This is a genomic window from Vibrio sp. QJM3NY_27, assembly GCF_057785955.1.
The window spans coordinates 114,788-130,211 of sequence record NZ_CM173512.1; the positions used below are offsets into that span (position 1 = coordinate 114,788).

Below are 15,424 nucleotides of genomic sequence, written 5' to 3' on the forward strand. Positions count from 1 at the left end.
ACATCATTGATTATTATAAAACACCTGAAGCAACATCATTAATTTCTAAATTATAAAAATACCGCGTAATACTGTTCTATATAATTAATTCGCGATGCGAATATACCAAGAGTTGATTTATTGCATCGAGATGAATCTTATATTAATAACGATCAGAGCGAGGTTAATTTGAACAATCCACGATACGATTTAATGAGCCGGGTACTGCACTGGGTCATGGCATCTGTCATCATCTATGCAACAGTCGCAGGGTATGTGATGCACTATGTTACCAGCCATCCAGAGCTATTTTCTTTTCTGTCAGTGCTCAACATGTCATTGGCGACCATTGCGACGCCATTATTCGTGGTTCGTTATGTCTGGAGCCACTTCCGGTCATCACCAACCATGCCACTGTCTGTACCTAAAGGGCAAAAATGCGTTGCTAAACTTGCTCACTCCCTGATGTATCTAGTGATGTTTATGGTTTTCAGCACCGGTTATTTGATGCTGAAAGAACCTTATTCGTTATTCTGGTTAGTGATCGTGAATAACCCAATTACCGATCCTGCAATCAACGGCTTCTTTTTCTATTTACATCGTGCCAGTTGTATTGCCCTAGCCTGTTTAGTTGTTCTTCATGTTTGTGCTGCACTTAAACACCACTTTGTCTCTAGGAACTATGTATTGAAGATGATGATTTAACTTTTGGAGGGATATTTAAGTAATATAAGTGATGTTCTCAGTATTCGAGGTAATCATCTGCTTTAAAAAATTCAGCATGGTTTACACAAACAAAAAAGCCATAGCATGTTTCGCTATGGCTTTCTTATTTCAATTTGATTACTTGGTTTGGGTATCAAGCATCACTTGCCAGTATTCACATTTGGCCAAGAACTCTTTTAAATATAGCTCTGGATTCGCAAGCTTCTCACCGCCTTTAACATCAGCCCCAGTCACTCGCCAAAAGCAACGAGTTACCAAGTTTCGGTGGTAAATAAAATCGTTAAGTTCATTGGCCTTCAAAGGAAGTTGCTCACCAAACGTCTGTTCGTATAGGCTCAGCATAGAGGCTTGCTCACTTGGCTTTTCCCTTAAAAAGGTATCCAAATCCAAACCTAGTGACTGTTGTTCCTTTGGCAGTGCTTTAGCTAATTTAGAGATAACACTGAACAGAGCCAACTCAACTTTTTGAGACGCTAATAACGATGCCCCTAAAAGCGCATGTTCATTGGAAATGTGTTGCTCTGGTGATGAAGCGGTTGCTGTTGTCACTGTGTTAACCTCAAATAATCATAACGGGTGTTACTAAACTGGATAGAGCCTTTTCATTACGCTGAATCTTATTCTTGTAATTAAGAAGAATCTTACAGTTAAGCAGAGTCTTGTATCTAAGCAAAGTCTTGTATCTAAGCAAAGTCTTGCAGCTAAGCAGAGTCTTTTAGCAGAACGCGGTCAGCATCAATAATGGTGAAGCCCGATGCATCTTCATTCTTTTCGACTTGCACTAAACCTTTAAAACCAACCTGCGACAACTTCTTCGCAAGGTGATCCGGTGCTGTTTCAAAAACAACATCCATAAAAGGTAAAGACTCAGCATCAACAAAACCATGCTCGTTAAACAGTTCCATTGCTTGAGATAAATGGTCTGAGTCGGTTAATTCGATAATTTCTACAACTTCTTCCAACAACATTTTCGATTCCATATTCGCCAGAAAGTGACTGACACAAGCACTTACGTTTTGCTCGCATACATCCCGATGTACGAAGACACCCCTTTAGTAGTAGGGAGATCATAACATATTAATAATCGAAAAATATGTTTAATTTCCCTAACCTCTTGGGAGTATTAGAAAACAATAGAAACTGGTGAAGCATAGACAAGGCCAATTTATCTCATCGAAAGCAACAGCCTAAATTTGAGGCAATCAGGCTACCGTAACTTGGGAATCGCCCGTTTCGACAATCGATTCATTCAACAACCCTGCGTAAATTCCATTGTATGCCACCAGCTGTTGATGATTACCTTGCTCAACAATTTCACCCTTTTCCAATACCAGAATCGTATCCGAGTGACGAACGGTACTCAAACGGTGCGCAATCGCAATCACGGTTTTTTCCTTAAACAGACGCTGCATCGCTTTTTGGATGAGGTCTTCGGTGATTGAATCTACCGAACTGGTCGCCTCATCAAGCATCATCAATTGACCACCCTGTGCAACCGCTCGTGCGAACGAAATAAGCTGCGTTTGCCCCACAGACAAATTGGAGCCGTTCTTTTCCAAGTGGAAGTCATAACCTTGTGGCAATTGTTCAATAAACTTATCGGCATAAACATAGCGCGCTGCCTGCTCAACCTCAGTTCTAGATAAATGCGTTTTACCCAGCGCGATATTGAATTGGATTGTCTCTTCAAATAAGTGCACGTCTTGCATCATCATTGAGAACAAATGAGCAGAGTCTTCACTAGAGATCTGCGACAGCTCTATTCCATTCAGTAGAATGCTGCCTTCATAGTCTTGGTAGGTTTTAGAGATTAGACGCAGAATTGTCGACTTGCCCGATCCCGTAGAACCCACAAGCGCGATTTGATGCCCTTTCTCCAATACAAACGAAACATTCTTTAGAACGCAGGGAGAGTCGTCTTTGTAACGGAAGCTCACGTTCTTAAACTCCAGGCTCACAAACTGTTCGAGCTGTTTTTCAACCTTGTTAGATGGCAGCAGGTTGCGCCCTTCCTCTTCAGTCGGCTCAACAAACAGCTCTTCAATATGGTCAAACGCTGCAAATGAACTCTGAATCGAAGCAATCTGTGAAGTAAAGTCACGGATCGGAACAAACACTTTTTCTAAGGTGTTGATGAACGCAATCAGCACACCCAAGGTGAGTGCCCCTTCTATCACTTGCTCAGAGCCATACCAGATCATAATTGCGATCGTGATTGAGGTAATGCCCGAGATAAACGAGAACAAAATCGCATCGTATTTATTGATTTTCTTCTGTGCTCTCAGAAACTCATCAGTATAGCCTTGGTAGCGTTGTTCGACTTGTTCTTCGGCTCGGTACATCTGAACCGTTTTCATGCCAAATAAGACTTCTTGTAGGAAGCCAATACCGCGAGCCAACGAAGAACGAGTCACCTTATACAAAGCGCGAAGTCGGTTTCTCACATACACCGTCAAGTACATCACTGGCGGCATGATAATCAACACAATCATCGTTAACTGCCAATCAATGAAGAACATCATCACCAACAGAGCAATGGTATTGATGCTGTCTTTAACTAGACCTACAACCGACTGAACAAATGTCTCGCCGATGGTTTCCAAGTCACTGGTTAATCGTGAAAGCGTGACGCCAATCGGTGTGTTATCAAAATAGCTGCGTGGCAATTTAAGCACGCGAGCAAACAACACTGAACGCATGTCGGTTATCGTATATTGACCCGTTTTACGCAGGTTATATGAATAGATAGTATCCACCACATAGCTCGCCACCAGAACTGCGACTAGATAGAAGACGTACTCGAGCAGTCCATCCATATCCCCATGGCTCAGATGTACATCAATCACTTGAATGATCAGCCAAGGAAACAATAAGCTTGTAATGACAGAGAGCGGAAGCATAGCGATGCCCAGAATCGCAGAGCGTTTGTATTTCTTAGCAAACTTAAAAAAGTGCTTGAGGTACTTAAGATCAACACCTTTTAACATGCTGCTGCCTCCGTTTCATTCTGCTGTAACTGCCATGTATCGTAATAGTAATCACATGTTTTCAATAACGTCGCATGGTCACCCTTCGCGATCACTTTACCTTCATTCAACACGATGATTTCGTCCATATATTCAAGGGCATTAACACGGTGTGAAACCACAAGTACCGATTGATTTTCCAAGCGCTTAAACAGGCCTTCCAAAATCTTACGTTCTGTTTCATAGTCGACAGCCGATAGAACGTTATCCATGATGATCAGGTCTGTGGGTTGCAATAAAGCACGCGCAATACTTAAGCGCTGCTTCTGGCCGCCTGACAGCATGATCCCTTTCTCACCGACTAAGGTTTGGTCACCATGCTCAAAACGAGTAACGTCACTCGCCAACTGGCTGAGCTCAAGTACTTCATCAACCTGATTCTTTGACAAGTCAGTATCTAAGCTACCAAAACGAATATTATCCTCGACGGTTGCTGAAAACAGGAAAGGGTCTTGAGTCACGGTTTTTACATAACGGCGCAAGTCACTGCGTGAGAAGCTAGTGATATCCCTTTCGCCAAGGAAAACCGAGCCTTCTGGTACATCCAAATGATGATTCAAGCAGTTCACTAATGTCGTTTTACCCGCTCCGATTCCACCTAGCACACCCACTTTCTTACCAGCAGGAATATCAAAACTGATGTCATCAAGAATCACACGCTCTTCACCCGAATAGCTGAAGCTGAAATTGCGAACGGAAAACGTTTTTCCCCTTAGCGATTCAACATCTAACTCCGTGAGCTTATCTTCATCAAGCTCGGGAACTTTGGCATTAAGAATAGTCTGTGCGCTCTGAATACCTACCATGCCACGCTGATAAATGGTCGCGATTCTGCCAAGCTGCATCAATGGCATAGCGAGTAAAACCGAGTAAGTTAGGAAAGCAGTGATCTCACCGAGGGTTAGCTCTTGTCTCATTAACATGTAGCCACCAAGCCCAAGAATGATGATTTTCATCAAGTCATTGGCGTAATCGAGTACTGGCATAAAGAACACCTGAATACGTGTAATTTTAAGGCGGCACTCAAGCAATAACTGGTTAAGCTTTTCAGTTTCGGCTTTCACCCAAGGTGACATCTGCTGACTCTTAATCAAATCAATCCCAGACAGGTAACTCATTAGCTGAGCAGACAAGTTTTGTAAACGTTTCATGTGCTCTAAATGCAGTATTTTCATACGCTTGAAGCCCACACGAAAAATCACAAAAGCGATTGAGATAGGAATGATCGAATACAGTGTGAGTTCTGGCGATATGCGCCACATGTAAAGAGGAGTCAACGACAACGCAAGCAAAGCATTGAAGAACTGCAAGAAGCCGACACCAAACAGCAAACGAATGCCACTGAGGTCATTATTGATGATGGAGATCAATCGACCTGAAGCAAAACGTTCATGAAAGCTGCTCGGTAAGCGATTCAGCTTTTGTAGAAGTGTACTCTTTAGTGCTGCTTCAGTAATTCGCCCCGGATTAAGCGCATAGATACGAGACAGAATTCTCACCACAACCATGGCGACTGACATGCCAACCACAATCCAAACATAGGTTTGAAGCTGCTGATGACCGCTTGAGGAAGCATCATCAATCAGATCTATCGCCAATTGGATATAGCGTGGTATTTCAACTTGAAGCCAATTTACGAGAAAAATGAAAACTATCGCCAACAAATAAGAAGTGCGATTCATACGCAAATAGTGGGCAATAAACTGTCTTTTATTCATGGAATTCTTTCTTTGAGGACGGGTTCGCGGCTGTACCATGGATTCATCAGGAGCTTGGTACATTCTCAGGTTTAAAGATACACCAAAAAGACATAGTTGACAATATCAACCAAATTTATATTTTAATCGTTCCGTTGTTTTTCAAGGCTACAAAAAGAAAATTTGCCGCCAAAATGGCAGCAAATATTTTAGGTTTGTTAAATGATGAACTTTAAAGGACGACGTCTACCTGCCCATTGTTGATGTCCACTAAACGCTTTACTTCACTTCCCATTGCTGATGGATACCATACTTCTACCCAAACCTTATCAACATGATTTGGAAGAAGCAGTGTCGTTGAAAAATCAATATCCTCATTGATCGGCGTTCTCAACACTTGTGAGGTGTAATCGACAACATCTCCATTAAAATCAGTGTAGATACTCATAAAGCCTCGAGAGCTTTGTGAACTTGCTACGTCAACGCTCACAACAACCTCTCTCTCGGTAGAGAAATCAAAACCTTCCGGTACGGATAGCTCTACCGATTTCAGCGCTTGTTGTACAGGTGCAACGCTAGAGGTAACCGCGTTACTGACCCCAGCAGGAGCGCTACTTGGTGGGGCGACTGAACTTGGCGTTGAAGTGGTTGAACCGCCACCACCACCTCCGCCGCCACAAGCAGTAAGAAAGACCAAAGTTACACTACTCAGCATTAGTTTAGTTGTATTCATAAATCCTCCTTGATTAATCTTCAGTAGACCACGTTTTGTTGGCGTTAGGGTCCAAGTACCAGGTTGGTTTTGAAGAACCTCCTGAGGTCGCCCATTCAGCAAAGTCTGGGTATGCCTCGCTGATATCGATGTACTCTGATGGATGATTCCATGGCGATGAAATTAAGATACCCCAAGGCATATTTTGCGTAGTTCGATAGTATTTATCACTAGATGGGTCTGAATCGTCTTGCGCGATGCCATAGAAATCACTCACTAACGTGCCACGAGACGTTGGTGGTAGGTCTGCCGTGTGTATTTCTAAGTCTTTACCCGGAGATGTAACGAAGCTATCACCATGGTATTGACCTTCTCCTGCTCCAAAGATGAATGGGTCAAAGCCACTTAATGGCATCAGTGAACTCACTGTCGGCTCGCTTCCAGAAGCAAACGGTAGAGAAATGCTGAACGTCATTTGGTCAGCTTCTAACGTCGGGCTACAAGAAGGATTAGTGCGGTGGAACATGCACTCACCGTGAATCGGAAGATCATTTTTTAGGTTCAACGAAGCGACAACAACGAGGTCTCCTCCTGGCGATGCAACATTTTTGTCCTCACCTGTAAACGGCGAGATATTTACTCGAGTCGCGCCATTCTTTTGCACTCGAGCCGTTTGAAGATCAACATCTGACTCATCGAAGCCATCAAGCTTCCATCCTAGTCCATTACCATAAGAAGCACCGTAGGCCATTATGGTTCCCGTAATATCCATTCGAAGCACTGCTTCATCTTTACTTAAAATGGTAGTGCGGTAGTAAACCACGACGTCATTTAAGTCAAAGTCACCAACTTCTGGCCAATTATCTTCGAAGGCCGCTGTATAGTAATTAGAATGTTGAACCGTTGTGCCAGGATCCGTAACGTTGAACACGTAGTCCTCAACTTCACCATCACCAACATAACCGTCACTAGGGATGTTAGGGCTACTCGCTAAACGGAATCGAGTTTGTACTCCACCAACGGTAGCATAGTCTCCCACTCGAATAGGGACAACTTGGCTTCCATCGACAACAGAATGGTTTTTCAATATCTGCTCGTCATCCTCAAAAGACCCATTCATATCCCAGTCAGCCCAAGCTTGCAGATAACCACTACCAACAACATTGACGTTAATTAAACTGTCTAGGCCGATTTCAAGGTTCGTCAGCAATGCAACACCGTCATCATCATTTCCGCCAACATCCAAATCATCACCGTTTGATGATGCGCCAGGTTGGCCATCAATATCGGCATCAATGCTAGCGCCTAGGTACAGCGTGGAAGAAATCGCATGCTCAGCACCGTTGCTCGTCTGTAATGTCCCATAGCTATCAGGCGCGTCACCAAAATCAGATTCGTCTGAGCTTTCTATTGGCGTTGTAAATCCAGATAAATCCCAATTACCGTCAAATGCCGAGAAAATCGGGTTAGGGAAACTACTGCTACTACTTGTAACCGTTTCAAATTGTAGAGTAACGATTGAGGTGTTCTTGTAGGTGAATTTTACGGCACCGGATGTGTCAGTTTCGGAATAGTTCGTACCTGGCCCGGTGAATAGCACCGACGTTCCATCGGCACTCTCTTCCGCCGTCAAACTCGCGCTAGCACTACCAAGCTGGTAACTGTAGAAACCTTCGCTTTTAAACACTCTGACTTGTTCCGACTGCACGGGTTCGCCATCAATGTCATAACCAATCATGTCAAATTCGGGAAGTGTATAAGGCACTGAGAACGTACCTGAGAGGCCATCTGTACCATCATAAAATTCAAAGGTATAGATTAAGCCTGCAGAGCCCGCTGAGTTAGTTTGGTAAAGAAAACCAATATCTCCTGAAGGCTGCGTCGCGCCAACTTTGTAGTTAGGAGCATGAAACAAAAATGTCGCATCACCAAACACACTACTAGACACTTTGGCGTCTATTGTTTTTCCATCATGTGTTCCGACGTTCAGAAAATGCATTGATGCCCCATCGTAGGTGGGCCCAGCCCACGAACTGCTACTGTTCGTCGCCTCTACATGGTTTGAAAAGTCCAAATCCACCGTCGTTGCGTAGATAGGGACACTGATTGCTGCCGTCACAAGATAAATAATTTGCTTGTATTTCATAGTAAACCTCGACTTCTTCTTCGCTTCTGCGATTTCCTTGAAAAGTACGTAAACTCTGAACGGCAAATTAAAGAAACGTCTTAGTTAACTCAAAACAATCCACATCTTTGTTTATTGTTTTAGTGCCGATAAAGCGAGCTGCTTAATACTAATAAGCAAAAGAGAAGCCAAGTTTCTAACCATTTAAAAACTATCTTATTACATTGAAAAATAAGACTTATTAATCTAATTTCAAATTACAGTCAGGATAAAACGGTCTGTTCTTCAAAATAAGAATCAATTTGAAGAAAGGTTAGTCAACTTGATAAGAGATTAGTCAACTTGAAAGTCTGTTAGATACAGCAACGTTCTATGCGGTTTGGAAACCGGATAAGTTGTTTAAGGGCTGGAGGCGTTTTGCTTAAAACTCAAACTACGATGTGTTTGGTCAAGTAAAGGGGTAGGTATTATTGTTCGTTCATGGTTAGCAAAACTGTTTAAAAATATTCTACTTTTAAACAGTCTCGATTTATTAAAAGGGTTACAGCATTTCTTTTGCGATGAGATGTAACAAAAAGGTTTCACGCTCAATACTCATGCCCTTTTTCGGACTCTCAGCCATGGTCTTTTCATTATGAGCGATTGCTTCATGGATATTCATCCAAACCGGTTTCATACCGTTTTTTACTTCATAGTCTTCGTAAGCCGTTTCACCAAGCTCACGATCGATCTTGCATGAGTAGCAGTAAGAGATCATATGCATCATATCTGCATCGTCTTTATACCAAGGACGGAACTCTTCAAAAATGCCAAACGGCTTAATGCTATGGATATTCTTCGCGCCTGTCTCTTCTTCGAGTTCACGCACCATACCAGCAATCACATCTTCACCTTCATCCAAACCACCACCAGGAATGGTGTAGTCGTGATAACGCTCTGTATAGAGCATCAGAATGTCTTCACCATCTAATACAATGGCGCGGGCAGCATTACGCTTGTATACCGTTTTATTGTCTAGATGATCGATATCAGGGTGGATGGTGGTTTTTAGGTGTCTCATGATTCTGACTGCTCTACTGAATTTGGCGGCATCATATCATAATCATCAATAGATTCGAGGTTCTCCGTACCCCACAAGAACACATATCCTCTGCTTTTGATCGCAGTTCTCCCACGGCTATCGAGTCAAAGTAACCATCAAGTAGCACCTTATTGACGGAGGCCGTTCCTGTTATAACATCAGCTATGTCACCTTGATCAAACACTCAAAAAGCACTTAAAAATAGCGAAATATCAACCTATTTCAATATCTTGACCAAATTAGGACAACCTTTTCTGAAATCTAAAATATACTAATTTCATAGAGCTTCTAATCTGGTTCTGTAGAACTTAACGCATTCGATTATAGAGTTATCACATAGGAGATAAACATGAAGAAACTTGGTTTGATGGCTGTATTTGCCGTTGTGTTGGGCGGTTGTACAAACGACTATGCAGAATATAGCGAAGGCCAACGTGTTTCAGTCGCTAACCCAGCCGCGGTTTATTGTGTTCAACAAGATGGTGAATTAGAAACCGTAACTGAAAACAATCAACGCACCACTTATTGTGTGTTTGATGACGGTGAACGTATCGAGCAATGGGAATACTACCGCAACAACCATGAGCAAAAAGAAGAAAGCTAAACTGCGACATCGTGAACTGATGACGCCGCACCTGTGAACGGCGTTATTCTGTCACGAATCCCACCTAATCAAATCCCATTACATTACGTAGACTGACCGCTACCAAGCGGCAGTTTACCGTATTCCCACACCAATTGAACACCGTTTTATTTCTGACGTAGTTCTGACATTAGCCTAACCGAGGCCGATAGAATGCCTGCCCGTTACAAATATTTACACATTGAATTACTATGAAAAGCCAATCTAAAACCAATGAACAAACTCCAATGTCGTTTGAACTGCCAGAGTTCACCCTTTCCCAATCGACATCTCAAGTGATCTACAAACGATGCCAAACAGCTCTCGTTGTTTTAGCGATAGGCATTGTCGCAAACCTTGCACTTCGAATTGATTTTGTATTGCTAAATGGCAATGTTGGTGAGGTCTCGGCGACCGAGATGCTGCAACAGTTACTGCTTATCGTGACATCTGGTTCTTTTGCTTATTTAGCAAGAGAGAAGCGCGAAGTTAAGCACGCAGCTCTTCTTATCAGCGCATTCTTCGCAGTGTTGTTCATTCGTGAAATGGATTTTTGGTTCGACAAGATCGTACATGGTGCATGGGTTGTCCCTGCCCTATTGGTTGCTGGCGGTGCAATTTTCTATGCGATTAAGAATGGTAAAAGAACCATTGATCAGCTTGCGCTTATTCTTGCTTCCCCACACATGAACTTACTCGTTACTGGCGTAATGCTACTGTTGGTGTTCTCTCGTCTATTTGGCATGGGCAGCTTTTGGCACAATGTTATGGGCGATGATTATGTTCGCGTGGTTAAAAACATCGCAGAAGAAGGCACTGAACTTTTGGCTTACTGCCTGATTGCGTTTGCGAGCTTAAAGACCGTTATTGGCATCACGAGAAAGAAATAAACATCTATCGCCACCAGCGATGTGTGTGATCCGATTCCGGGTCTAAATAACGATTCAATAAAGTCAGGTTAGTATCGAGTAATGCTAGGTACTCCCTGACTTTTTTTATGTCGGTACCCACTGAAGTCTGCTGGATACAGCGCTCCAATACTGGGAGTAAGCTGTCGACGATGTCAAAATGAGGCGCCCCCTCTACTAACGCCTTTACCGCTATCAGTGCCTCCAACGACAGCCTTTTAGGCTCCCCCCTAACTAACTCCAAATCTCGCTTGAATGTGCCCGCAGAAACACCTTCAAGATAAACTCGATAGGTTGTCAGCACATCCATCAATAGAAACAATTGCCCTTGAGTATTTTGATGAGGATATGGCACCGCAACATGAGCTTCTAGTTGAGGATCGATTTGTAGTTCCACCCCAAGTGCAGAGCACTTCTCGACCAAAACCTTAAGCAAGCCTTGTTCGTCCATGAGCGATTGGACCTCGAAAATACGTTGTAAATGGTAGTCATTCGAAACGAACGTCACCTTCACATTCTGCCCACGGGTAAACAGTCCACTTTCAATCATCTCTGAAGCTAAGTTCTGAATGTTCTCAACCGTATTTGTCGATTTCTGCTCAAGCAAAATCGCCCCCAAGGAAAACGGATATTCTCGCTGGCTTTCCATAATTCTAAAATACTGGTGCATTGCATCCGCTTCTGAGTTGGCTTGCCCTTTTGTTACCCCACCACAAAACGCAACTACAGTTTGCTGGTTCGACTCTTCTGCCACAGGCCCCGCCAGATACTCCACCAAAGCATCAACTCGACTGATGCCTTCATCAGTCAATTTATTCCCATTAAGTCGCTTACCTAGCACAATAAGGAGGTGATTAATGCTCATTTTATGTTCAAGTCTCGTTTTAGTGATTAGATGGAGTGAATTATGTATACAATAGTTCTTAACAAAAGTATTTTTAAATTCCTAAATGTAGCTCGCAATAATGCTCACTATTGATAGCAACATCTTATGGTACACAAGAATCAACGTGCAGCTATATAAAGCAAAAATAGCACGGTCTTGTATTTCATCGAACTACACGCTTGTTAACACTAATCTCATTGAAAGAATACGCTCACTCAAAGAAGTGAGGTTAACAAAAGATATACTTTAACCAGAGTTCGTTCATCGAACCGTCTTCACAGGAAGTTACTATGCTGTCTATTTTTGATATCTACAAAATTGGGGTTGGCCCGTCCAGCTCCCACACAAATGGACCAATGATCGCTGGGTTTAACTTTACCCAAAAAATTGATGCTCAGCTTAAGCAAGTGAAGCGTATTCAAATCGACTTATACGGCTCGTTATCATTGACGGGTATTGGTCATCACACAGACAGAGCAACTTTGTTAGGTTTGCTCGGTAACCGCCCCGACACTATTAAGATTACTAGTGCTAACCAAGCAATGCGTAAAGCGATTGAAGATAAATCTTTAATGGTTAGCGGTAACCACGAAATTCATTTCGATGTAGAAAGCGACCTACTCTTCCACAAAACCAATCTTCCACTTCATGAAAACGGCATGACCATCTCTGCCTTTGACGCAAGCGGTAGTCTTCTAGATATGGAAACGTACTACTCCATTGGTGGTGGCTTTATCGCGACCGCTGATGAACTGCAAAACGGCAAGTCAGAGTCAGAAACACAAGTTGAATTCCCTTTTACTTCTGCCGATCAATTGCTTGAATTATCTGAACAACAAGGACTTAGCCTTGGTGGCTTAATCCTGCGCAATGAAGTGTCTTTTCAAGGCATGGACGTGATTGACCAAAAAGCTGACCAAATTTGGAAGGTGATGTCTCTGTGCATGCAGCGTGGCTTTGACACCGAAGGTATTCTTGATGGCGGACTAGAAGTCACCCGTCGAGCACCAGCTCTTTTGAAAAAGCTTGAGGCCAATGCTTCGATTGAAAACGATCCAATGGAGATCATGGATTGGATTAACCTATTTGCCTTTGCTGTAAGTGAAGAAAACGCAGCGGGTGGCCAAGTGGTAACATCTCCAACGAATGGTGCGGCTGGCGTTATTCCTGCGGTATTAATGTACTACCATCGTTTCATTAAAGAGCTAGACACCAAGCAGCTGAAAGACTTTTTAGCAGTCTCTGGCGCTATTGGCATCTTGTACAAAACCAATGCTTCAATTTCTGGAGCTGAAGTAGGTTGTCAGGGTGAGGTCGGCGTATCTTCATCAATGGCTGCTGCTGGCTTAACCGCTTTGCGCGGTGGCAGCAACGAGCAAATCTGTATCGCAGCTGAAATCGCAATGGAGCACTCTCTAGGCATGACATGCGATCCGATCGGCGGGCTTGTTCAGGTGCCATGTATCGAGCGTAATGCAATGGGCGCAATGAAAGCCATCAACGCATCACGTATGGCGCTAAAACGTACCAGCAAGTGCCTTATCTCGTTAGACAAGGTTATCGCAACCATGTACCAAACAGGTAAAGACATGAACAAGAAGTACCGTGAAACGTCTTTAGGTGGTTTAGCGGTGATCCACATGGCGCCACCGTGTGAATAGCTAGTTGCGGTGACCAATTAGATGTAGTGACCAGTTAGATGCGGTGACCAATTAGATGCGGTGAATAGTCGAGATACAGAGAATAGTTGAAACGCAATACATCGTTGATACGCACGACGAGAAATCGCCTCACTCAGAACCGTTATTGTAAACTTAGTTTTCGATATCCAAACAAAAGCCAGCCACCAAGCTGGCTTTTTTATTGGCTAAAATCCAACAGCCAATAAAAAGTGACACTCACTTGAACATTTTACAAGATGACCAATGTTAACTTTTCCTTTATCCGTTCATTACTTAGCCACAAATGAAGGTAGTTGAACTTCTCACAGTTATGTATCCATTATCAAAATCTAACATTGCAAATTTCATTCATGAGAAATATCAATGCACTCATAAGAAAAGGTATATCGAGTAAAGTTCTGTTTGGGATGCATGTTTCATTTTATGTATTGCTAGTGATGGTATTATAATTAGGTTATTACACTACATCTTAATACTAATGTGAGAATAAAATAATGTGGAATAGATTAAACAAATCAATGATGTTCTGCCAAATGATGTTTGGACTTTCGTTCTATGGCGTCATGGTGATCTTGACTCGTTTCTTCCTTGAAGATCTTAACTACAATGAAGCCGACACAATGATGGTTGTTGGTGCTTTCTCTGCAATCGGACCGCTATTTGCTATTGCAGGTGGCTTTATCGCCGACAAATTTTTAGGCGCATACCGATCGTTGACCATTGCCTTTCTAGGGTTCGCAAGTGGTTATGCTCTACTGGTACTCGGTGCCGCGGCGACCAATGTTCCAATGGCATTATGTGGTATTGCTTTAGCGAGTTATGCGCGTGGTTTGATGTCCCCTTCTTACCCAAGTCTTTACAAACGCACGTTCAAAACTCAGGAAGATTTCGAAAACTGCTACCCTATCAACTACTCAGTCAACAATATTGGTGCGCTTTTAGGTCAGTACTTGTTCCCGATGCTAGTGCTTGTTGTTGGTTTCCACGGTGGCTTCCTTCTTTCAGCTGCTCTAGCAGGTGCCGCACTTCTGATGATGCTCTTTGTTCGCAAAGGCCTTGTTGAAGCAAGTGCTGAAATCGACCAAAAACCAGTAAGCACTAAACACTGGGCTGCATTCCTTGGCCTTTCAGCTGCAATGATTGGTTTGGTATTCTTCATGTTTTCTAACATGGATATCGGCCAGAACATCGTGTACGCAATTGGTGGTGCAGCGATCATCTACTTTGTCTCTTTGATGATGAAATCGAAGAAGTCAGACATGCTGAAAATGGGCACTATCTTAATCATCACATTCCTGACGACATGTTTCTTCGTGTACTACGGACAGATGATGACTTCGATGACAATGGTAGCGATCAACACAATGCGTGGTGACCTATTCGGCTTCATCCCTGTAGCTCCTGAAGCATCAATGGCAATGAACCCACTTTGGTGTATGGTTGCTGGCCCTATCATCGCGGGTACCTTCTCTAACCTAGAAAAGAAAAACATTAACTTTTCTACCGCAACGAAAGTAGGTTTCTCATTCATCCTTACTGCGATTGCTTTCGGTATTCTAACAATGGCTGTGACTACCGTTGGTGACGATGTACTGATTCGCCCAGAAGTGTTCCTAGCTATTCACTTCTTCCTAGCGTTTGGTGAAGTTATTGTTGGTTCAATGGTTGTAGCCTTCATCCTGTCTGTAGCACCTAAGCACATCGAGAACTTCTCAGTAAGCTTGTTCTCTGTTGCAATCGCACTATCAGGCATTGTTGGCGCGGTATTCTCAACGTCTATTGCACTAGAGAAAGGTCAACAAATCACGCAAGAAATCGTACAGACGGTTTACGGCGATTACTTCCAAATGCTAACCGTTTTAGCGGTAGTGATGGTAGGTATCGCAATGGCTGCATCGTTCATCATTCGCAAGATGCTAGAAGCAGCGAAAGCGGCTGAAGAAACGATTGAACTAAAGCAAGCAAACAGCTAATCACGTT

At 43.0% G+C, this 15,424-nt stretch carries 13 protein-coding genes; 5 read left to right on the top strand and 8 right to left on the bottom strand.

Annotated features, from left to right (window positions below):
- Positions 1–192: 192 nt before the first annotated feature.
- Complete coding sequence (locus tag AC3CIA_RS16415) at positions 193–684, top strand: cytochrome b (protein ID WP_081008990.1); 492 nt, start codon at positions 193–195, stop codon at positions 682–684.
- 138 nt (positions 685–822) lie between these two features.
- Here the strand turns inward: AC3CIA_RS16415 and AC3CIA_RS16420 are convergent, their stop codons facing one another.
- The 7 genes from AC3CIA_RS16420 to AC3CIA_RS16450 form a co-directional block, all read right to left on the bottom strand.
- Complete coding sequence (locus tag AC3CIA_RS16420; RefSeq protein ID WP_488519271.1) at positions 823–1,254, bottom strand: hypothetical protein; 432 nt, start codon at positions 1,252–1,254, stop codon at positions 823–825.
- Positions 1,255–1,406: 152 nt separating this feature from the next.
- Positions 1,407–1,673, bottom strand: coding sequence for a hypothetical protein (locus AC3CIA_RS16425; protein ID WP_054547069.1), 267 nt, complete (start codon positions 1,671–1,673; stop codon positions 1,407–1,409).
- A gap of 234 nt (positions 1,674–1,907) precedes the next feature.
- Complete coding sequence (locus tag AC3CIA_RS16430; protein WP_054547070.1) at positions 1,908–3,692, bottom strand: ABC transporter ATP-binding protein; 1,785 nt, start codon at positions 3,690–3,692, stop codon at positions 1,908–1,910.
- Entirely contained in the window at positions 3,686–5,449 is a 1,764-nt protein-coding gene (locus AC3CIA_RS16435) for an ABC transporter ATP-binding protein (RefSeq protein WP_488519272.1), read from the bottom strand. Before AC3CIA_RS16435 ends, AC3CIA_RS16430 begins: the two co-directional genes overlap by 7 nt.
- 211 nt (positions 5,450–5,660) lie before the next feature.
- Complete coding sequence (locus tag AC3CIA_RS16440; protein ID WP_065205915.1) at positions 5,661–6,161, bottom strand: hypothetical protein; 501 nt, start codon at positions 6,159–6,161, stop codon at positions 5,661–5,663.
- A 13-nt stretch (positions 6,162–6,174) separates the two neighbouring features.
- Entirely contained in the window at positions 6,175–8,286 is a 2,112-nt protein-coding gene (locus AC3CIA_RS16445; RefSeq protein ID WP_488519273.1) for an LruC domain-containing protein, read from the bottom strand.
- Positions 8,287–8,806: 520 nt separating this feature from the next.
- Positions 8,807–9,325, bottom strand: coding sequence for an NUDIX hydrolase (locus AC3CIA_RS16450; protein WP_017059522.1), 519 nt, complete (start codon positions 9,323–9,325; stop codon positions 8,807–8,809).
- Between the two features lie 370 nt (positions 9,326–9,695).
- Between AC3CIA_RS16450 and AC3CIA_RS16455 the strand changes: the two genes are divergently transcribed.
- The gene (locus tag AC3CIA_RS16455) at positions 9,696–9,950 is read left to right on the top strand and encodes a putative hemolysin (protein ID WP_054547073.1); all 255 of its coding nucleotides are present in this window, start codon (positions 9,696–9,698) and stop codon (positions 9,948–9,950) included.
- 230 nt (positions 9,951–10,180) lie between these two features.
- Positions 10,181–10,858 carry a hypothetical protein gene (locus AC3CIA_RS16460; RefSeq protein WP_054547074.1) on the top strand — a complete coding sequence of 226 codons (678 nt, stop codon included), beginning with the start codon at positions 10,181–10,183 and terminating at the stop codon, positions 10,856–10,858.
- Between the two features lie 4 nt (positions 10,859–10,862).
- Here AC3CIA_RS16460 and AC3CIA_RS16465 read toward each other — a convergent pair whose 3' ends face one another.
- Entirely contained in the window at positions 10,863–11,741 is an 879-nt protein-coding gene (locus tag AC3CIA_RS16465; RefSeq protein ID WP_054547075.1) for a YdcF family protein, read from the bottom strand.
- A gap of 311 nt (positions 11,742–12,052) precedes the next feature.
- Between AC3CIA_RS16465 and AC3CIA_RS16470 the strand changes: the two genes are divergently transcribed.
- Complete coding sequence (locus AC3CIA_RS16470) at positions 12,053–13,423, top strand: L-serine ammonia-lyase (protein WP_054547076.1); 1,371 nt, start codon at positions 12,053–12,055, stop codon at positions 13,421–13,423.
- Between the two features lie 515 nt (positions 13,424–13,938).
- A complete protein-coding gene (locus AC3CIA_RS16475; RefSeq protein WP_488519274.1) occupies positions 13,939–15,417 on the top strand; it encodes a peptide MFS transporter in 1,479 nt (492 codons plus the stop codon).
- Positions 15,418–15,424 lie beyond the last annotated feature (7 nt).